Origin of the sequence: Saccharothrix sp. BKS2, from assembly GCF_047689505.1 — a bacterium.
Lineage (GTDB): Bacteria > Actinomycetota > Actinomycetes > Mycobacteriales > Pseudonocardiaceae > Actinosynnema > Actinosynnema lopnurensis.
In genome coordinates, this window is record NZ_JAUQOL010000005.1 from 204,136 (window position 1) to 223,983 (window position 19,848).

14 protein-coding genes are annotated in these 19,848 nt (G+C 73.0%); 3 read left to right on the plus strand and 11 right to left on the minus strand.

All coding sequences use genetic code 11. The features are described 5' to 3' along the window. Positions 1-11: 11 nt before the first annotated feature. The 8 genes from Q5530_RS12035 to Q5530_RS12070 form a co-directional block, all read right to left on the minus strand. The gene (locus tag Q5530_RS12035) at positions 12-683 is read right to left on the minus strand and encodes an FMN-binding negative transcriptional regulator (RefSeq protein ID WP_415362255.1); all 672 of its coding nucleotides are present in this window, start codon (positions 681-683) and stop codon (positions 12-14) included. Then, positions 652-1,119 (minus strand): methylmalonyl-CoA epimerase, encoded by a 468-nt coding sequence (gene mce, locus Q5530_RS12040; RefSeq protein ID WP_415362256.1) that lies wholly within the window; start codon positions 1,117-1,119, stop codon positions 652-654. Before mce ends, Q5530_RS12035 begins: the two co-directional genes overlap by 32 nt. Then, entirely contained in the window at positions 1,119-2,897 is a 1,779-nt protein-coding gene (locus Q5530_RS12045) for a fatty acyl-AMP ligase (protein ID WP_415362257.1), read from the minus strand. Before Q5530_RS12045 ends, mce begins: the two co-directional genes overlap by 1 nt. A 2-nt stretch (positions 2,898-2,899) precedes the next feature. Then, complete coding sequence (locus Q5530_RS12050) at positions 2,900-4,210, minus strand: lysine N(6)-hydroxylase/L-ornithine N(5)-oxygenase family protein (RefSeq protein ID WP_415362258.1); 1,311 nt, start codon at positions 4,208-4,210, stop codon at positions 2,900-2,902. 38 nt (positions 4,211-4,248) lie between these two features. Continuing rightward, the gene (asnB, locus tag Q5530_RS12055; protein WP_380643556.1) at positions 4,249-6,102 is read right to left on the minus strand and encodes an asparagine synthase (glutamine-hydrolyzing); all 1,854 of its coding nucleotides are present in this window, start codon (positions 6,100-6,102) and stop codon (positions 4,249-4,251) included. Positions 6,103-6,158: 56 nt separating this feature from the next. Continuing rightward, positions 6,159-7,625: a methylmalonyl-CoA mutase family protein gene (locus Q5530_RS12060; protein WP_415362259.1), complete on the minus strand. Its 1,467-nt coding sequence runs from the start codon at positions 7,623-7,625 to the stop codon at positions 6,159-6,161. After that, complete coding sequence (locus Q5530_RS12065; RefSeq protein WP_380643562.1) at positions 7,618-8,559, minus strand: diiron oxygenase; 942 nt, start codon at positions 8,557-8,559, stop codon at positions 7,618-7,620. Before Q5530_RS12065 ends, Q5530_RS12060 begins: the two co-directional genes overlap by 8 nt. A gap of 740 nt (positions 8,560-9,299) precedes the next feature. Further along, positions 9,300-10,844 carry a protein kinase domain-containing protein gene (locus tag Q5530_RS12070; RefSeq protein WP_415362260.1) on the minus strand — a complete coding sequence of 515 codons (1,545 nt, stop codon included), beginning with the start codon at positions 10,842-10,844 and terminating at the stop codon, positions 9,300-9,302. Positions 10,845-11,010: 166 nt separating this feature from the next. On the opposite strand from Q5530_RS12070, the gene Q5530_RS12075 reads away from it, so the two are divergent. Together Q5530_RS12075 and Q5530_RS12080 are read left to right on the plus strand one after the other, a co-directional pair. Beyond that, positions 11,011-12,642 (plus strand): hypothetical protein, encoded by a 1,632-nt coding sequence (locus Q5530_RS12075; protein ID WP_415362261.1) that lies wholly within the window; start codon positions 11,011-11,013, stop codon positions 12,640-12,642. Between the two features lie 272 nt (positions 12,643-12,914). Further along, complete coding sequence (locus Q5530_RS12080; RefSeq protein WP_415362262.1) at positions 12,915-13,670, plus strand: SAM-dependent methyltransferase; 756 nt, start codon at positions 12,915-12,917, stop codon at positions 13,668-13,670. Positions 13,671-13,806: 136 nt separating this feature from the next. On the opposite strand, the gene Q5530_RS12085 is transcribed toward Q5530_RS12080, so the two are convergent. Next, positions 13,807-14,199 carry a hypothetical protein gene (locus tag Q5530_RS12085; protein WP_415362263.1) on the minus strand — a complete coding sequence of 131 codons (393 nt, stop codon included), beginning with the start codon at positions 14,197-14,199 and terminating at the stop codon, positions 13,807-13,809. A gap of 416 nt (positions 14,200-14,615) precedes the next feature. Beyond that, positions 14,616-14,876, minus strand: a complete 261-nt coding sequence (locus tag Q5530_RS12090) for a hypothetical protein (protein WP_415362264.1) — start codon at positions 14,874-14,876, stop codon at positions 14,616-14,618. Positions 14,877-15,244: 368 nt separating this feature from the next. Between Q5530_RS12090 and Q5530_RS12095 the strand changes: the two genes are divergently transcribed. After that, entirely contained in the window at positions 15,245-15,808 is a 564-nt protein-coding gene (locus tag Q5530_RS12095; protein ID WP_415362265.1) for a hypothetical protein, read from the plus strand. A gap of 1,589 nt (positions 15,809-17,397) precedes the next feature. Here the strand turns inward: Q5530_RS12095 and Q5530_RS12100 are convergent. After that, positions 17,398-19,740 (minus strand): trypsin-like peptidase domain-containing protein, encoded by a 2,343-nt coding sequence (locus Q5530_RS12100; protein WP_415362266.1) that lies wholly within the window; start codon positions 19,738-19,740, stop codon positions 17,398-17,400. Positions 19,741-19,848 lie beyond the last annotated feature (108 nt).

The following is a 19,848-nucleotide window of genomic DNA, read 5'->3' on the forward strand; positions in this document are numbered from 1 at the left end:
CGAACCGCCGATCACCGAACGCCCTCCCCCGACTCCGGCAGCCCGCGCATGAGGCGGGCCAGCTCGCGCCGCTGGGTGGTGGGGCCGCGCTCGAAGGCGTCCAGCACCCGTTCCCGCAGCGCGGGCGACTGCTCCTGGCTGAGCTTGAACATGCCGTCGACCGCCTCGACGACCAGCTCGAACGCGCCCACGCCCGGCAGGATCTTGTCGAAGTACCCCACCGAGTCCCGGTCCTGCCAGCCGTGGCCGAAGCGCTCCTCGCAGAACGCGACCGTCCGCCGCACCACGTCCAGCGTCGCCTCGCGGTCCTGGACCAGCCGCACCGTGCCGCGCACGTGCACCGAGACGAAGTCCCAGGTCGGCGCGGCGGGCGTGACGCCGTAGACGGTCGGCGAGACGTAGCTGCCGGGTCCGGTGAACACCAGCAGCGCCCGGCCGCCGTCGGTCAGCGCCGACCAGTGCGGGTTGTCCCGGTTCAGGTGGCCGAGCACGGTGCGGCCCACCAGGGAGCCGTCGGCGGGCCCGTCCTCGTCCGCCGGGATCGCCGGCAGGTGCGTCGCGAACGGCACCTCGCCGCCCACGCCGCCCCCGCCCCCGCTGACGAGCAGGGCCAGCGGGTGGGACCGGACGACGTCCAGGACCCAGCCCGGCTCAGGCGGTCGGTAGGTCGTCGGCACGTACACCGCTGCTCCTGTCCTCGCCGGCCGAGGTGACGACCTCGGTCAGCACGCCGTGGCAGTCCTTGGGGTGCAGGAAGGTGGCCGTGGAGCCCATCGACGCGCGTTGGGGCGGGTCGAACAGGACCCTCGGGCCGTGCCCGCGGAGGTCCTCCACCACCGCGTGGACGTCGGGTGAGCCGAAGGCGATGTGGTGCACGCCCTCGCCGTGGCGCTCGATCCACCGCGCCACCGTCGAGTCGGGCGAGATCGGCTCCAGCAGCTGGAGGTAGGTGGCGCCGCCGTCGTCGGTGCCGTTGACGCGCAGCATCGCCTCCCGCACGCCCTGGCCCTCGTTGACCTCCACGTGGCAGACCTCGAAGCCGAACACCGACCGGTAGTGCTCGACGGTCCGGTCGAGGTCGCGGCACGCGATGCCGATGTGGTCGACCCTGGTGAACATCAGGACCCCGACCCCCGGGCCACCGCCGACAGGGCGCCGTCCAGGTACTGCCGCCGCATCTCGGCCCGCTGCACCTTGCCGCTGGTGGTCTTGGCGAGCGTGCCGCGCTGGATCGGCACCACCTCGTCGAGCACCACGGCCAGGTCGCGCTCGACCGCGGCGGTGACCAGCCCGACCAGCTCGGGCAGCCCGACCGCGCGCAGCAGCCTGCCGTCCACCTCGACGGCCAGCACGAACAGCTCCCGCCCGGCGCGCTCGACGGCGAACGCGGCGCTGCTGCCCGCCCGCAGCAGCGGGTGGGCGCCCTCCGCGGCCAGTTCGAGGTCGTTGGGGTAGTAGTTGCGGCCGTTGCGGATCAGCACGTCCTTGTGCCGGCCGCACACGTACAGCTCGCCGTCGTGCAGGAACCCGAGGTCACCGGTGCGCAGGTGGGGCTCCGGGCCCTCGCCGGCGATGACGGCCCGGAACGTCGCCGAGGTTTCCGCGGGCCGCTGCCAGTAGCCGCGGGCCACGCCCGGTCCGCGCACCCAGATCTCGCCGATCCCCCTCCTGCCCACCGGAAGCCGGGTCACGGGGTCGACGACGCGGACCACCGTGCCGGGCACGGGCGTGCCGCAGCTGACCACGCGCAGCGAGTTCGCGGTGCCGGCGGGCACGGGCACCGCGACGCCGTCGGCGGCCCGCGCCGCGTCGATGGAGATCGCGTGCGGCGGCATGTCCTGGCGGGTGCCGGTGACGTGCAGGGTCGCCTCGGCCAGCCCGTACGCGGGCGCCGGCGCGGACGCCCGGAACCCGGCCTCGGCGAACACCTCGACGAAGCGGCTCACCGTGCTCCACCGGACCGGCTCGGCGCCGTTGAGCGCCGCCACGCAGGAGGACAGGTCGAGCCCGGCGGGCACGCCCCGGCCCGCCACCGCGTCCAGGCACATCTGGAAGGCGAAGTTCGGGGCCGCGACGTGCGTGACCCGGTGCTTGCCGATGATCTCCAGCCACCGCAGCGGCCGGCGGACGAACGCGCCGGGCGACATCAGGTGCACCGGCACGCCCGCGCGCACCGGCAGCACCGCGCCGAACAGCAGCCCCAGGTCGTGGAACAGCGGCAGCCAGGAGGCGACGCGGCCGTGCTCGGGGATCGGCCACTGGGTGAGGATGTCCGCCGTGTTGTGCCAGAAGTTGCGGTGCGTCACCTCGACGCCCTTGGGGTGGCCGGTCGAGCCCGACGTGTACTGGAGCAGCGCCAGGTCGTCCGGCCCGGCCTCGTCGCCGGGCAGCCAGGTCGCGGCGCCGCGCAGCTCGGCGGAGTCCACCAGGGTCAGCTCGGCCAGCTCCGGCATGTCGGCGTAGCCGGCCAGCCGCTCGGCCACGCGGCTCGACGTCAGCAGCACCGAGGTGCCCGCGTCGGCCGCGATGCGGCTCATCCGCACCACGCCGTGGCGGCGGTTGGGCACCTGCACCGGCACCGCGGCGACCCCGGCGAGGAAGCAGGCGAACAGGTCGCGGACGAAGTCCAGGCCGGTGTCGTGCGCCAGCACGGCGCGCCCGCCCGCCAGGCCCCGGTCCAGCAGCGCCGCCGCCCGCGCGCGGGCGTCCCGCTCCAGCTCGCCGTAGGTCAGCTGCTCGGTGTGGTCCTCGCCGTCGACGTGGTGCACGTAGGCCACGCGGTCGGGCGAGGTGAACGCGCGTTCGGCCAGGATTCCCGGCAGGGTCCGCGCGGTGGTCGGGTCGGGGGTGGTCAGGTCGGGGGTGGTCAGGTCGGGGGTGGTCTGCGTCTCCGTCACAACTAGCTCCCCAGGACTTGTCGCGGCTGTCCGTTGCCGGTCGCCAGCGGGGCCGCGCGGCGGACCGCCTCGACCACCGACGCGGCGATCTCCCCCGCCCGGACGCACGACGTGGACAACAGGCTCGACGAGATGCCGTGCAGGTGCTCCGTGGCGCCCTGCACGTAGACGCCGGCCGACATGCGGCCGTCGGTGAGCACGCGGAAGTCCCGGCCGACCACGAGTTCGTCGTGCTCGGCGCGGCGCAGCCAGGGCTCCAGGGCGTCGAGCAGCCGGTCCGGCCGCGAGGGCCGGTAGCCGGTGGCGAACACCACGTAGTCCACGTCCAGCGCCGTGGTCGTGCGGGTCGGCAGGTGCTCGACGTCGAGGCGCACCCCGTCCGCGGTGGGGGTCACCCGCCGCGGACGGGACACGTTGAGGAACCGCAGCCTTCGGCGGCCCGTCACCCGCTCGTGGTACGAGCGGCGGTACAGCTCGTTGATGAGGTCCCGGTCCACCACCGCGTAGTTGGTGCCCGCGTGGTAGCCCAGCAGCATCTGCTTGACCTCGGCGTCGCTGGTGAAGAACTCGTCCACCGCCGACGGGTCGAAGATCCGGTTGGCGAACGGGCTGTCGTCGGCGGCGGTGTAGCCGTACCGGCTGAAGATCGGGAACACCTCCGCGTCGGCGAAGGTCCGGTGCAGGTACTCGGTCACCTCCGCCGCGCTCTGCCCGGCGCCGACCACTGCGAGCCGCTTGGGGCGCGCGTCGCCCAGCGCGGCGACCCGGCCCAGCAGCTCGCCGCTGTGCCAGATCCGGTCGCCGCGCTCCACCCCCTCGGGCAGGCACGGCGACAGGCCCGTGGCCAGCACCACGTTGCGGGCGCGCCGCACCGTGACGCCGTCCTCGCTGACCGCGTGCACGTCCAGCGCGGTCACCCGGTCGTCGGTCAGCACGGGGTGGACCGCGGTGACCTCGCTGCCGTACTCCACCTGGGGGGTGAACCGCTCCGCCGCCCACTCCAGGTAGTCGTGGAACTCCACCCGCGACGGGTAGATGACCTGGTGGTTGATGAAGTCGACCAGGCGGCCCTTCTCGTGCAGGTAGGCCACGAAGGAGAAGCCGCTGGTCGGGTTGCGCAGCGTCACCAGGTCCTTGAGGTAGGAGATCTGCATGGTGCTGTCGTCGATCAGCATGTTCCGGTGCCACCCGAACCGGGGCTGCCGCTCGTGGAAGGCGACGCGCAGCGGCGCCTCCCCGGCCTCGTTGTGCTCGCGCACCGCGATGGCCAGCGCGAGGTTGGAGGGGCCGAAACCGATGCCGAGCAGGTCCACCGGCTCCCCCTTGGCCTGTGCCGACGCGCGGAACCCCATCAGATCGCGAGCCGGGCGTCGTAGGTGGCCAGCCACTCGTTGAGGTACAGCACCATCTCCAGTGAGAAGCGGTTGACCTTCTCCCTGGACGCGGCCGAGGTCGGGTCGGCCAGGTAGGACTTGGCGGTGCCCAGGTCCAGGAACGGCTGGATCGGCGCGGAGCCGTCGGCCAGCAGCTCGGTGACCATGGCGCGCAGCGCGCGGTCGTAGCCCGGGTCGTCGATCGGCGGGTAGCCGGCCTTCTTGCGGTACAGCACCGAGGGCGGCAGCAGGTCGCGGACGGCGGCGCGCAGCAGGGACTTCTCCCGGCCGTCGAAGGACTTCATCGCCCACGGCACGTTGTAGACGTACTCGACCAGCCGGTGGTCGAGGAACGGCACGCGGCCCTCCAGCGACACGGCCATGCCGATGCGGTCCTTGCGGTCCAGGATGATCCGCAGGTAGCCGGTCAGGTTCAGGTAGGTGACGGTGCGGATCTTGCGGTCCACGTCGGACTCGCCGGGCAGCCGCTCGATCTTGGCCACCTCGGTGGCGTACAGGTCGCGCTCGGCCTCGTCGCTGCCCAGCGACTCGACCAGGTCCTGGTTGATCAGGCCAGTGTTGCGCAGGCCGTTCTTGCCGGCCATCTGGCGGCCGAACTCCAGCCACGGCAGGGCCTGCGCGTCGACGAAGCGGTCCTCCAGGAACCAGTGGTAGCCGCCGAACAGCTCGTCCGCGCCCTCGCCGCCCAGCGCCACCGTGCAGTCCTGGCGGAAGCGGCGGGCCAGCAGCAGGTAGGAGGTGTCGAGGTCGCCCAGCGAGGTCGGGATGTCCCGGGCCAGCAGGACCTCCCGGCGCACCTCGGGGTCCATCAGCTCCTCGGGCGAGACGACGACCCGGGTGTGGTCGGTGCCCAGGTGCTCGACCATGCGTGCCACGAACGGGTAGTCCGGGGTGGAGCGGACCTCGTCGGGGGTGAAGTTCTTGTCGTGGCCCGCGAAGTCGATCGAGTAGGTACGCAGGGTCTCGCCGCCGTTGTGGCGGGCGGCGAGCGCCAGCAGGGCGCTGGAGTCCAGGCCGCCGGACAGGAACACGCCCAGCGGCACGTCGCTGTGCAGCTGCCGGCGGACCGAGTCCTCCAGCAGCTCGCGGACCGTGCCCACGGTGGTGTCGAGGTCGTCCTCGTGCGGCCGGGCGGGCGGGGCCCAGTAGGTGGTGACCGACAGCCCGTTGCGGCCGAAGCGGACGATCGTGCCGCCGCGGACCTCCTTGACGCCGGCGAAGATGCCGTTCTCCGGCGCCTTCACGAAGTCGACGATGGCGCGCAGGCCCTCGGTGTCCACGACCGGCTCCACGGCCGGGTGCTTGAGCAGGGCCATGAGCGCGGAGCCGAACACGAACCCGCCGGGCACCTCGGTGTAGTACATCGGGTAGATGCCGAACCGGTCGCGGATCAGGTGCACCTCGTCGGTGCGGCCGTCCCACACCGCGAAGGCGAACATGCCGAGCAGGCGCTCCGCGCACGCCGCGCCCCACTGGAGGTAGGAGGCCAGCACGACCTCGGTGTCGCTGCTCGTGGTGAAGGTGTGGCCGTGCGAGCGCAGCTCCGCCCGCAGCTCGTCGCAGTTGAAGACCTCGCCGGTGTAGGCCAGGGTGACCGGGGGTTCACCCGGTCGCTGGGCGACCATCGGCTGCACACCGCCGACGAGGTCCACGACCGACAGCCGCCGCACACCGAGCGCGACGTGGCGGTCCAGCCACGTGCGCTGGTCGTCCGGACCGCGGCGGTGCATCGTGGCGGTCATGGTGTCGATCAACACCTCCCGCTCCTCCGAGGCAGGGGTGAAGTCGACGAAACCGGTGATCCCGCACATGGGTGCTCCTGGTGATTTGGCCGTGGAACGCTGTGGACCGAAAGCCCGGTGTGGTCTCAGGCGTGCGCCGGGGACGCCTGACCGGCGGGGTGGCCGATGCCGCGGGCCACCGCCGTGCACATCTGCTGGATGCTCGCCCGCGCCCGCGCGGCCTCCACCAGGGCGGGCAGCACGTTGTGCCCCGCCTCGGCGGCCGCGGACACCGCGGCGAGCTGGTCCGGGCACTCGACCCGGGAGAAGGGCCTCCGCCTGCCGGCGGCGACACCGGACTTGCGCTGCTCGCGCAGCAGGGCGCGCTCGTGCTCCGACTCGGCCGCGTCCGCGACCCCGACGACGGGGCCCCGGTCGTGGAACGCCATGTCGTCGATCTCGCCGGAGAGCCAGCCGCCGCGCAGCGCGGCGAGCAGGCCGCCCCGCTGCTCGATGCGGTCGAGCCAGGACAGCGCCTCCGCCTCGACCTCGTCGACGAGCCGCTCCAGCACCGCGGACCCGCCGAGCGGGTCGACGTGGCGCGCCAGGTCGGTCTCGTGCAGCAGGATCTGCTGGATGCGCAGCGCGATCCGGGCCGCCAGCTCGCCGGGCGTCTGCACCGCCTCGTCGAACGAGCACACGTGCAGCGACTGGACGCCGCCGAGCACCGCCGAGATGGCCTGCACGGTGGTGCGGGCGATGTTGTTGAGCGGCTCCTGCACGGCCAGCGCCGAGCCGAAGGTGTTGACCTGGGCGCGCAGCTTCATCGACTTCGCGTCCCGCGCGCCGTAGCGGTCGCGCATCCGGGTGGCGTAGATCCGCCGGGCGGCCCGGAACTTGGCCGCCTCCGCCAGGATCTCCAGGTGCGAGCCGAAGATGAAGCTGAACTGCGCGGCCACCTCGTCCACGGTGAACCCGCGGGCGATCATGCCGTCGAGGTACTGCTCGGCGTCGGCGATGGCGAGGGCCACCTCCAGGGGGCGGGTCGCGCCCGCCTCCCGCGCGTGGCCGCCGGAGATCGAGATCGGGTTGACCTTCGGCAGGTGGCGGACGCAGTGCTCGATGACGTCCAGGGAGAACCGGAAGCTGTGGTCGAGGTCGAACACGACCGCGTGCCGGGCCAGGTGCTCCTTGAGCATCTCGTTCTGGAGGGTGCCGCGCAGCGCGGCCGGGTCGACGCCGCTCTCCTGCGCGGCCACGATCCACATCGCCAGGATCATCGGCGCGGTCGCGTTGATGGTGAAGGACACGGAGATGTGGTCGAGCGGGATGCCCTCGAACACCGCGGCGAAGTCGTCGACCGTGGCGATCGACGCGCCCGCGCGGCCGACCTCGCCGGCGGCGGCCGGGTCGTCGGGGTCCAGGCCCATCTGCGTCGGCAGGTCGAACGCCAGGGACAGGCCGGTCTCGCCGCGGTCGAGCAGGTAGCGGAACCGGGCGTTGGTGTCGGAGGCGTCGCCGAGGCCGGCGAGCTGCCGGATCGTCCAGTGCCGGGTGGTGTACCCGCCGGGGTGCAGGCCCGCGTCGTAGGGGAACCGGCCGGGCTCACCCACGGGAACCACCCACCTCGGGCAGCAGGAGGCCGGCCGCGGCGAAGTCCTCGCGGGCGCCGGGCACCTCCAGCACGTCGTGGTCGAAGAACATCTTGAGGGTGTGCCGGGCGGACGCGCGGAGGTCGGCCCGCACGGCGGTGTCGGTGTAGGTCTCGCCGATCACCTGCTCCACCTGCGCGGCCGTGAGGGAGGTGGCGAGCAGGGACTTGCGGATGGCGGGGAGGTCGGGTGAGAGGCAGGCGGTGATGATGCCGGGCAGGCAGCGCGCGGCGCGGGCTCGGGTGCCCTCGTCCATGACACCCCAGAGGAAGTCGAAGAAACGGGTGTAGAAGGCGTGGTGCCGGCGCTCGTCGCGGGCGTGGTCGGCGACGACCTCGCGGATGGTGCCCGCCACCGTCTCGTCGTTGGGGATGTCCTCCAGCAGCGAGGTCACCACCGTCTCGAACACCACGACCTGGAGCAGCTGGGCGGCCTGCGGGTCGAGGGCCGCGCCGCTGCCGTCGAGCCGGGCCAGGGTGTGGTCGAACGAGTAGGGCAGGCCCGGCACGCCGGTCGCCCGCTCCACCTGGTCCACCATCTCGAAGCTGGTGTGCGCGTGGTGGGCCTCGTCGCAGTAGATCTTCCACGCGTCGAGCCGCAGCTGCCGGTCGATGCCCAGTCCCGCCTGGTCGAACGCGACGACCAGGGTGCCCCGGTTGACCACCTTGGCCTCCAGGTTCGCCACGAAGTTCATGTACTCGTAGAAGCGGCGGGTGATCACCGCGCCGCGCTCCTCCTCGGGCAGCTCGGCGGTCAGCGGGTGCGCCAGGTGCGGGATGAGCTTGATCGGGAACGCGGTCAGGCCGGACTCCACCTCCGCGCAGAACGTGCGGTGGGGATCGGTGCGCACCCCGGCGCGCTCGTACCACTTCCCGAAGATCAATGACGAGTTCACGGTGATTCACCCCGAGGTGGACCCCCGACGAACGGCGGGCACACGTAACTGATCACTCCACTCTCCCCCCAGCAGGAAGCGGAATCGAAAAAATCAACTCGACGAAGGCGATCGCCTTTATTCGCCGGACCCCAGAACGAGTTCGTACGGTACTCAAGGGGTTCATGCCAGTCAAGGAGGAATCAGCCGGACAGGAAATAGGCTCCATTGATCGTGAGACCGAAGTGGGGTCGATGTAACAAGTCCGTTACACGACCTCGATCATCCACATAGGATGGGGGTTGACCTGCGGAAAATGCTGATGGTTCACCCATTTGTCACAAATATTGAGCAGTCAACCACCGGGCGGGCGGTGAGCAGGAAAAAGAAGACCCGCTAGCCCGTTCGCCCTAGCGCGGTAGGCCGGTCAACCCTCTCCGGACACCTCCCCCCGCAGCAACGGGATATTGAATCGCCGAACCGGCACGGAGCGTGATCCAGACATTCCCGAAAATGCGAGATCCCGAAGTTCAACAACTCGACGGACGCGTTCTTTGACGGAGCTCACACACGGGTCCGCCCATTGCCCGGAAAGTGGCGCGGGACACGCCGGAGGAGTTCTCGGAAGAGGTGCAGGACACATGGCGGTCCCCGACCCCGCGGCGTAGTGTGTCGCCGCCGCAGGCCACCCGCCGGACCATCTCGGCGACCGCCGGCGGTGCGCTCCCCCGGACGTGGGAGGCATTCCGCCGACCGGGCGATCAATTCCCGGACGTGCAGGTGACGTCCGGTTCGGGGGTGGCCGGGCCGTTGGCGGTGAAACCGAAGGTGGTGGAGCCGTCCACGGGGAGCCGGGCGTTGTAGCCGGCGTTGGTGACCCGCACCGAGCCGGCGGCCGCGGCGAGGGTGCCGTCCCACAGGTTGCTGATCGCGTGACCCGCGGGCAGGGGCCAGGTGACCGCCCACGCGGTGAGGGCCCGCCCGCCGGAGTTGCGCACGGTCACCTCCACCTGGTAGCCGCCCGGCCAGGAGTTGGTGATCCGGAAGCGGGCGGTGCAGTCGACCTGCGGGGCCGTGGTGGTGGCCTCGGTGGTGTTGGTGGTCGTGGTCTTCGTTGTCGGGGCCGGGAGGGCGGTCGGGTCGGACGGTTCGTCGTCGCGCAGGGAGTCGCCGATCACGACACCGGCGGCGACCAGCACCACGGCGCCGACCACCAGGGCGACCCGCCGCCACGGTGCTCGGTGCCGTGCGGGCAGCGGTCGCGTGCTGCCGGGGGGCCGGGATGCGTCAACGGGCCGAGTGGTGTCGATTTGTCGGATTTCACCGGTCGGCCCGAATTCGACAGCGGGACGGTTCTCGTCGGACGATCCGCTGTCGTCGAGCGGTCCGCTCCCCTCGAACGCCCGGTCCTCGTCGAACGCCCCGGCTCCGCCTGCTCCGGCTTCGCCCGCGCCCGCTCCGTCCGCTCCGGCTTCGCCCACCGGTGGCGTGCCCGGCAGCGGCCGCCCCTGCACGACCGCGTCCAGCAGCGCGTGCACCTCGGCCATGGTCGGCCGCTCGGCCGGGTCCCGGCGCAGCACGCGCAGCAGCACGTCGCCGAGTGGTCCGGGGAACCGCATCGGCGCCACCTGACCCTCCGACACCCGCCGCAGCAGCGCGTACGGGTTGTCGGTCGCCCCGAACGGCGGGTGACCCTCCAGCGCCGCGTACAGCGTCGCGCCGAGGGAGTACACGTCGGAGGCGAACACCGCCGGCTCCCCCGCCGCCACCTCCGGCGCGAGGAACGCGGGCGTGCCCACGACCACCCGGGGATCGGTCACCGTGCCCTCGCCGATGGCTCGGGCGATGCCGAAGTCGGCGATCTTCGCGGTGCCGTCGTCGCCCAGCAGCACGTTGAACGTCGTGACGTCCCGGTGCACGACGCCGACCGCGTGCGCCGCCGCCAGCGCCGACGCCACCTGCCACCCGACCCCCGCCACCAGCTGCTCCGGCAGCGGCCCGCGCTCGTCGACCAGCTCGGCCAGCGTCCGCGAGGGCAGGTACTCCATGACCAGGCAGGGCTTGCCGCCGTGCTCGACCACGTCGTGCACGCTGATCGAGTGCGGGTGCCGCAGCTTGGCCGCGACCCGCCCCTCCCGCACGATCCGCTCCACGGCGTCCGGCGAACCGCCCGCCCCGAGGAACTTGACCGCGACGTCCCGCCCCAACCGCTCGTCCCGCGCCCGCCACACGACCCCGGACGCCCCGCGCCCGAGCAGCGCCACGAGCCGGTACCGCCCGGCGATGACCTCGTCCCGTTCCAACACAACCAGACGCTACTGCCCCACCCAGCCCACGGGCTACCTCCGTTTGCCGCACGGACTTCGGGAGCGGCCCGCCGCCGCGCGGCCCGGTCCACAGTGGAGCGGGGGGCGCCGACCCGCCCGGACCACCGCCTTGACACCGCGTGCCCACGGCTGTTCCGCTCGGCACATGGCCTTCCGCGCACCGACCGCCGACACCGCCTACCGGCACGCGCTGCGCCTGGACGACCGGACCCGGGCGCTGACCGACCGCTTCGGGTGGAGCGTGCTGCTGGTCGACGGCGGTTCGGCGGTCGGCCGTGAGTTCGCCCGGGGGCACCGACCCGCCCCGGCGGACCTGGTGCGCTTCGCCACCGTCCCCGACGCGGACGGCCCGGGGTTCACCCGGCGGCTGGGGCTGGACGCGCACGTGCCCTGCCTGGTGGTCTGCGCCGACGTGGCGTCCCGGCGCGTGCACGTGCTGCCGCTGGCCGACCGCACCGCCGACGAGGCGCACCGGCGCGTCCAGGACTGGGTCGAGGAGTTCCACGAGGCGAACCACGAGCTGCTCGCGCGGTGGAGCGGGGTGGAGCGGGAGGTGCGCGAGCTGGTCGACGTGGTGTCCGGTCCGCTGTGGGCGAGGCGCATCCGGTCGGCGGAGCGGAGCCGGGACCAGCAGGTTTTGCGCGGGTTGGCAGCGCTCGCCACGTCGCCGCCGGACGACCTGGCCGGGGTGGACGCGGTCCTGGCCGACCCCACCGACCTGCCGTGGGGCCTGGTGGACGCCCTGCGGGACCTCCGGGGGCGCATCGCCGGCCTGGACGCCGACCTGGCGGCGCGGGAGCGGATGGCCGGGGCCGCCGCGGAGCTGGCCGCCGCGACCGACCGGCAGGACGTGCGACGGGTGCTGGCGAGCCTCACCGCCGACGCCACCGCCCGCCACGCGCTCGCCCCCGACACCGCGGCCGCCCTCACCGCGACCCGCGCCGCCCTCACCCGCGACGACGCCCGGGACTCCCGGCGGTGGCGCGAGGAGAACGGTCCGCTGTTCGCGCTGCCGGTGTTCGTCGCCGCCCGCCACTCGTGGCACTGGATCGCCGAGCAGGGCCGCCGGTGGCGGGAAACCGCGCAGCACCACCGGCAACGGGACTTCGCGCTGTTCAGCCGCGTGCTGGCCGCGCAGCCGCTGGAGGACCCCGACGCGGTGGCAGACGCGGTGCTCACCGCGCTGGCGGCGCACCACGGCGTCACCGACGAGGAGGAGTGGACCGCCGCCACTGCCGGGTTCCGCGCCTACCTCGTCGAGACCACGGGCAGGCTGCGCGAGGCGGCGCCGGAGGGGTTCACCCTGGTCGGCCACTGCCTGCCGAACCACCCGCCCCCGGTCCGCCCGTTGGACGAGGAGGAACGCGGCCTGCGGGACGGGCTGGCGAGCCGGTTGGCCCGGGACGCGGCTGCCCGGGAGGCCGCGGACGGCCGCCGGGAGGCCCTGGCGGAGGTGCCCGCGCTGGCCGAGCGGTTCCGGGCGGAGCCGGCGGCCCGGTTGGAGGCCGGCGCGCCGGTGCCCGAGTTGGCCGACCGGTCCCTGGTGGAGGCGCTGGCGCGGCTGGCCGGGGTGCTCGACGGGTACGAGGAGGCGGTGCGGTCGGTGGTCCACCCGCACGAGGCCGATCCGGCGGTGATCGCGGTGGAGTGCCCGGTGGGCGTGGCGGAGGCGGTCGGGGTGGTCGTCGGGCGCTCGGCGTTCGACCGCCTGCGCGAGCAGGTGGCCCGGACGCTCGCGGGGCACCGGGAGGCGGCGGGGGCGTTGCCGGGTTCCTGAGCGGCACCGGGTCCCGAACCGCGGCGCCCCGGTCCCGGTTCCGGTGCGGGTGGGCGGCGTGCTCCCCGGTCGTCGTCCCCGCACGGTTCGGCGCGCGAAAAGCCGTTCGCCGGTCCGGCCGGGTGCTGCTAGCGTCGGGGGGACCGCTGACTGTGGAGGAAGCCATGGTTGCCCGGAACACCACACCGGGCCACCGCACCGAGGCCGTTCGACGGCCCGGGGCCGCCCGGTGACATCGCCCTGGAAGCCGATGCACCGCAGGGAGTTCTCACATGTCCGCATCACCCTCGTCCACCTGGTACGTGGACTTCTTCACCGAACTGCCCAACGAGTTCTGGCGGCGCGCCGTGCCGCCGGAGGTCACCGTCGAGGAGATCGACTTCGTCGAGGAACGCCTCGGTCTCGCGCCGGGCTCGCTGGTCCTGGACGTGCCGTGCGGGAGCGGGCGGCACAGCCTGGAACTCGCCCGGCGCGGGCACCGCGTGACCGGTGTCGACCTGTCCGCCGAGGCGATCGGGCACGCACGGCGCGCCGCCGTCGGTCTCGACGTGGAGTTCGTCCACGCCGACATGCGGGACGTCCCGCGGGACAGCGGGTTCGACGCCGTGGTCTGCCTGGGCAACAGCTTCGGCTACCTCGAACCCGACGGCCTGCGGGAGTTCGCCGCCGCGCTGGGCGGGGCCGTCCGGCCCGGCGGCGGCCTGGTCGTCGACTTCGCCTCGGCGGCCGAGTCGATCCTGCCCGGCTACCGGGCCGAGCCGCGGACCATGCGGACCGGCGACATCACCACCGTCGCGACCAGCGAGTACGACGTCGCCGGGAGCCGGGTGCTCAGCCGCTACCGGTTCAGCCGCGGTGACGAGCAGCTCGACGTGACCGCGATCCACCACGTCTACACGGTGGCGCAGATCATCGACCTGCTGGCCGGCAACGGGTTCACCGACATCGGGCTGTTCGACGGCCCGGGTGGCGAACCCTACGGGATCGGGAGCGGCCGACTCCTGCTCACCGCGCGCCGAACGTCCTGAGCGGGCGCCGATCCCAGTCACCGAATTCCGTGCCGAAAACGTGAATCCGGATTTCGGGAACGGGTGACGCCCTGCGGGGGCACCTGGATCGCAGGTGCCCCCGCAGGGTCGGTTCACCGGGCCGGTCGGCCGTCGATCAGGGGAGGATGCTGACCAGGATCTTCGAGATGTCGATGTCGTCGATCAGGTCCAGGTCGTTCAGCGCGTCGACCAGGGTGTTCTTGAAGACCAGGTTGTCCTCGACGTTGACGGTCTTGAGGACGTTCTCCAGCTCGACCTCCAGCAGGTCCAGCTCGGTCCCGTTGAGGACCTTGTTGCCGCTCAGGATGTCGCCGAAGGTGATGACGGCGTCGGGCAGGATGTCCACGTCCACGTCCACGCTGCACGCGACGACGTTGACCAGGCCGATCGGGGAGTTCAGGCAGTCGACGGCCGGCTTGGTGGTCGCCTGGGCCGCGGTCGCGCCGCTGAAGAGGAGCGCACCGGTGATCGCGGTGAGAGCGGCACCCGAGACAAGACGCTTCAACAACTTGGGCTCCTAGTTCGAAAGTTCCGTCTGCGCCGATCGGCGTTGGCCAAATAGAAGCAGAACCGGGAACAACTGCGCACGAGTCCTTTCGGGTGACCAACCGAAAAGAGCCCTGGTAATTGCTCCTTTCGCCGGAGAGCCGCGTCGTGACTACCGCTCGGATATTTCCATGAAGCACCGATCCTTCTCACGGACGTTTCGGACACGCTCCGTTCAAACGCGACCGGAAGGGTGATCCGCGATGCAGAGGCCGACTCGCGTTCGAGACCGGGGCGGACCTGTTCGCGCACGTTGGGGAAATGACCGCACGAATGCGGGGCGGCGATCCCGTGCACTCGGTGACCGGCCTAGCCGAAACGTGGCGAACGGGTGAATCCGAGTCGATTGCGGATTACCGAAGTCCTTTGTGACTCAAGTCACAAATACATGCTCGCGGGTCGCGGGTCGGCCTCCACGGTGGCGAGTTGGTCGCCGAGGAACCGCGTCGGGACGGCGAACGACGTGGTGGTGCCGGCCGCGGCGGCGTGGGCGGGCCGGTCGTCGGTGATGACGTCGACCCGCCAGGGCACACCGGCGGAGAACCTGGCCTCGATCGTGGCGTTGACCCCGTGCGCGCGGTTGCCCGCCGGCCGGGTGAGCGCGGCGCGGTCGAGGAACTGGTCCGCGTCCCAGATCATGGTGGTCGGCCGGCGGGTGCGGGCGTGGTGGCCGACCGCTTCGAGGAACTTCAGGACGTCCCCCGCTCGATGACGCCGGGCCGGTTGTAGTCGTGGTCGAGCAGGACCCGCTCACCGATGACCACCGGGTAGGTGTTGATTTGTTCCGGACGAAAGAGCCACCGAACAGTCCAGTGGGCGGAGTGCGACCCCTCCCTGGAGCGGAATGCACCTGCGAATTCGACCGGATGGACCACCCGGTGGTGGACCGCCCGACAGTCACCTGTTTGCCGTGTTGCACGACCTTGGCCACCGAATCGCCGCCGAAGTACTGTCTACTCCTGCCTGTTCGACAATTCATGAATCTCCGTCGATTGGAATAGGAACACATGAGAACCACGCTCCTGCGCTGCACGGCTGCGGTCCTCCTGTTCTTCGGCATGACGGTCTCCGTCATGCCGGCGCACGCTTCGCCCGCCCGACCGGGCGCCTCCCCCGAGCGCCACTGCGTCGTCCACCTGGGCGTGGCCGAGAAGGGACAGCGGTACTCACCGATGTCGGACCTGCGCTGCTTCTCCTCCTCCGCAGGGGTGCGGGCCGAGATCGCGCAGGAGAACGAGCGGGCCGACACCGGAATCCAGGCGGTCCTGATCGGCACCGACTACACCGACCCCAACTACGCCGGCAGCTCGCTGAGCTGGACCGCTCCCGGCGCGTGCTACTACAACGGCACCCGGCCCAGTTGGGGCGCGCCCAGCATGCCGGCGGGGTGGGACAACGTCGTTTCCTCCACCCAGACCTACTCCGGCTGCAAGGCGACCGTGCTCTACGACTACGCGAACTACGGCGGGATCTCGATGGTGACCGGGTGCAACTCCACGACTCTTTCCTTCATGGACAACCGGGCGTCGGCGCGGGAGTGGACCGACCAGACCTACGGGCAGCCCTGCTGACGGAAGTGACGCGGCTCCCGTCACGCGCGGCTCCCGTCAGCAGGCGTCGCCCTCGAACGCGCCCTCGGGCAAATCCGCCCGCTCCAGCACCAACCCGCTGCGCCGCACCACCCCGCACACCACGTCCAGCCACGCCCGCGGGTCGACCGGCTCCAGCCCGTCGACCCGGTCGTCCACCGCGGTGCCCCCGGCGGCCGCGGGCAGGTCCTCCAGGCGCGTGTCGGGGCGGCCGAGCAGCTCGGGCAGGCCCCACATCAGGTTCCGCGTCCACAGCTGCACCACCCCGGTGGTGGTGATCGGGGCACCGAGGGTGATCTCCAGCTCGTCGGTGTCGTCGCGGAACCACAACCCGCCCACGGTGACGTGGTCCGACGTCTCCAGGGCGTCCAGCAGTTCTCCGGTGCCCAGGTCGAACACCTCGACCGCGCCGGCGCGCGCGACGGCGATCAGCTCCCCGCGCACGGCGGCCGGGCCGGCGAGCACGTTCGCCTCGCCGTGGCGGAAGACCGAACCGGGCACCTCGCGCCCGTCGGCGATCGAGTAGCGGCGGGTGAGGCCGTCGTCACCGACCACGACCAGCTCGTCCTCGTCCAGGGTGGTCCACGGCTGCCCGACCCCGGCCGGCAGCACGACCGGCTCGCCGAGGCGCTCACCGGACCGCGCGCCCCACGCGCTCAGCCGGTCGGCGCGGTGCACCAGCAGGCGACCGGGGTCCGGGAACGACAGCCCGGCCTGCCCCCGGTCCCCCGGCGACGGCCCGGGGCCGGGCGGGTGCACCTCCGCCAGCGGCGCCAGGTCGGGCAGGTTCCACAGCCGGATGCGCGTGGTGCCGCCGTCCCGCAGGGCCAGGGTCCGGGAATCGGGCGACACCGCGGAGGAGATCTCCACGCCGTTGGACTCGTGGGGCGGACCCGTGACCTCCGCGACCCGCGCCCGGTCGGCGATCCGCCAGACCGCGACCGCGCCGTCCGCCCGGAACACCACCACGTGCGCGCCGTCCGGGGTGACCTCGGCGGACCGCGCCGCGGCCAGCGCCCGGTCCAGCGGGTCGGCCGGCGGCACGCGCACGACCAGGAGGTCGTCGCCCAGCTCCAGCAGCACCCGGACCGCGCCGGAGCCCTCCCGCTCGACCGCGCGCACCCGCCCGCCGGAGGGCGCGTGGACCACGCGCCGGTCGCCCGGCGCGTCGGTCGACCCCACCCACAGCGTCTCCGTGCCGGTCCAGAAGGGGGACTCGGTGATCGCCCACGTCCGGCCGTCGAGGCTGAAGGCCGCGTCGTCGTACTCCTCGGTGCACAGCAGGCCCTCGGGCGTGACCCGCGCGCGTTCGACCCCGGTGATCGAGTCGCGCGAGACCAGCGTGCCCTCCACGCAGTCGGAGTCCACCGGCCCGGTCGCGGTGAACTGCTCGTACCCGGTCACGGGCAGCTCCCGCGAGCCGGCCGCCGACAGGCCGAACAACCTGCCGTCCAGGCCGACGACGACCTCCCCCGAGGGCAGCACGTACAGCAGGACCGCCACGCCCGGGGGCGTCTGCCGGCCGTGGCCGAACGGCGCGGGCGCGGTGAGCGTGGTCGAGGCCCCGGTGGTCACGTCGACCAGGTGCACCTCGGGCCGGTCCAGGGCGGCGTGGGCGAGCCGGTGGCCCAGCGGGTCGGCCACCACGAAATCGGCGTCCGCCGACACGGTCCGCACCACCTCGCCGGTGCGCGCGTCGCGCACCCGCACCTCACCGGCCGGATCGCGCTCGGTGAACCGGTCCTCGCCCAACCACTCCGGGGTGAAGCCGCCACCGGTGACCGGGACCGCCACCGCCGGCGAGGCCGCCGCGTCCCACACCTCCGCCACCCGGCCGTCGTCGCCGGAGCGCACGACCCGGGAGCCGGCCGGGCTGGGCACGACCCACCGGGGACCAGCACCTCGACGTGCCTCAGCGAGCGGGACAGCACGAGCAGGGTCGCCCTGGTGTCCAGGCGGTCGTCGGTCAGCCAGGCGCGGGTGGTGTTGTCGACCCACGGCACCGGGCCGGCGGGGTCCGCGCGGCCGAGCAGCGTGCTCGCCGCGTCCGACGCCCGCGCCGTGTCCTGCCGGTCGACCAACGTGGTCGCCGCGTAGGTCAGCGAGACGCCGAGGCTGACCACCAGGGCGACCGCCAGGGTCCGGACGACGACCCGGCGCGCGTACGCCAGCACGCCCGCCTCGACGAACCGGCGCTGCCGGGCGGTGAGGTCCGCGCGGCGCTCCCGGAGCAGCGTCAGGGCCCGCCTGGTGGTCCGGCCGCGGAGGAGCAGCGCGCGGTCACCGGTGGCCTCCCAGCGGGCGGCCGCGCGGTCCAGCTCGTCCTGCCACAGCCGGAAGTCGCGGTCGACCTCGACCCAGCCGCGCAGCCGGTCCCAGTGCCGCACCAGCGACTCGTGCACCAGCTCCACCGAGTCCGGCCCGAGGGTGAGCAGGCGGGTGCGGGCCAGCTCGACCGCGATCGGCCCCAGCTGGTCCGGCGGCACGGCGCGGCGCGTGTACCCGCCGTTCTCCAGCGGGCTGACCAGCTGCGTGAGCACGCGGCGGACCTGCTCGGGGTCGAACCGGCGCCACACCTGCTCGGCGTAGGCGGAGACGGCGCCGCCGACACCGCCCAGCTCCCGGTACGCCTGATGCGTCAACACGCCCCGGTGCTGCCGCTCCCACAGCAGCGCCAGGGTAAACTCCAGCAGCGGCAACGGGTTCCGCTCGCCGACCAGGTCCTCCAGCAGCACGTCGGCCAGGCCGCGTTCCAGCACCGGCGTGCCGGGCACCGCCAGCGGACCCTCGACGGCCTCCCGCAGCTCGTCCGGGCTCGGCGCGCCCAGGGTGCTCGTGCGGCCGGCCGGCCGCGAGCCGACGCGGGGATCGGCGAGCAGGCGGTCCAGCGCCTCGCTCGTGGTGGTGACGACCAGGTCCACGCGCGGGGTGCGGTGGTGCGACCCGGCGACGTCCAGCAGGGCGGTCAGCAGCTCGGCGGCCTCGTCGGGGAAGCGCGCCAGCGCCTCGTCGAACTGGTCGACCACGATGGTGAGGCGGCGCAGGTCGTGGCCGACGAGGTGGCGGTTGACCACGTCCTCGACGCGGTCCGGCGCGACCCCGTCCACGCCGAGCGCGGCGGCCAGCGCGTCCCACGGCGAGCCGCCGGCGGCCGGGCGGACCACGACCGCCTCGCCGAGCCGGGGCAGCAGCCCGGCCAGCACCAGCGACGACTTGCCGCAGCCGGACGGGCCGGTGACCACCAGGACGCCGTCGCGGTCGAGCCGTTCCGCCAGCTCGGCGGCCCGCCCCGCACGCCCGAAGAACCACTCGGCGTCCTCGCGCTGGAACGGCTCCAGGCCGCGGAACGGGTTCGGTTGGCCGCCGACCGAGGCCAGCTCGGGCCACGCGTCGTGCAGGGCCGCGCCGGACAGGGCGTAACCGATCCGGTGCGCCTGCCGCCCCTCGACCTCCACGACCATGCCGACCACGGCGCCCAGCTCGTCGTCGACCACCGGACCGCCGCTGAAGCCCTGGAGCATCGGCAGGCCGTGGGCGCGGTCGTCCTCGATGTGGATGCGCCCATCCGCGATCGGGCCGCGCACCACGCCCTGCGACCACACCCCGGCCGGGCGCCGGGCCGGAACGCCGAAGGTGCGCACCCGGTGATCGCGGATGTCGTCGACGGCGACGACCCGCACCGGCCGGGCCTCCGGCGGGGTGGTGCCCAGGCGCAGGCACGCCAGGTCCACCCCGTCGGGGCGGTGCACCACCCGTGCCCGCGCCGTGGCGTCCAGGACGGGGAAGTCCAGCTCGACGACCTCGGCGTCACCGATCACGTGAGCGCAGGTCAGCACGGTGTCCGCGGACACCAGGAACCCCACCCCGACCGGCTGACCACCGCGGAAGACCCGCACCAGCGCCCGCTCGACCAAACCCCTGCCCCCTCACAACGACCAGCCCGGTCCTCGCCACACCGCTGCCCCGCGCACCCCGCCGGACGGGCACGACCTCCGGCCCCTCCGGGACGCGCGGGAGCCACC

Coding starts and splice junctions, on each gene's coding strand:
- Q5530_RS12080 (WP_415362262.1), top strand. CDS start 12,915: ATGTCCGCATCACCCTCGTCCACCTGGTACGTGGACTTCTTCACCGAA.
- Q5530_RS12075 (WP_415362261.1), top strand. CDS start 11,011: ATGGCCTTCCGCGCACCGACCGCCGACACCGCCTACCGGCACGCGCTG.
- Q5530_RS12090 (WP_415362264.1), bottom strand. CDS start 14,876: ATGATCTGGGACGCGGACCAGTTCCTCGACCGCGCCGCGCTCACCCGG.
- asnB (WP_380643556.1), bottom strand. CDS start 6,102: ATGTGCGGGATCACCGGTTTCGTCGACTTCACCCCTGCCTCGGAGGAG.
- mce (WP_415362256.1), bottom strand. CDS start 1,119: ATGTTCACCAGGGTCGACCACATCGGCATCGCGTGCCGCGACCTCGAC.
- Q5530_RS12095 (WP_415362265.1), top strand. CDS start 15,245: ATGAGAACCACGCTCCTGCGCTGCACGGCTGCGGTCCTCCTGTTCTTC.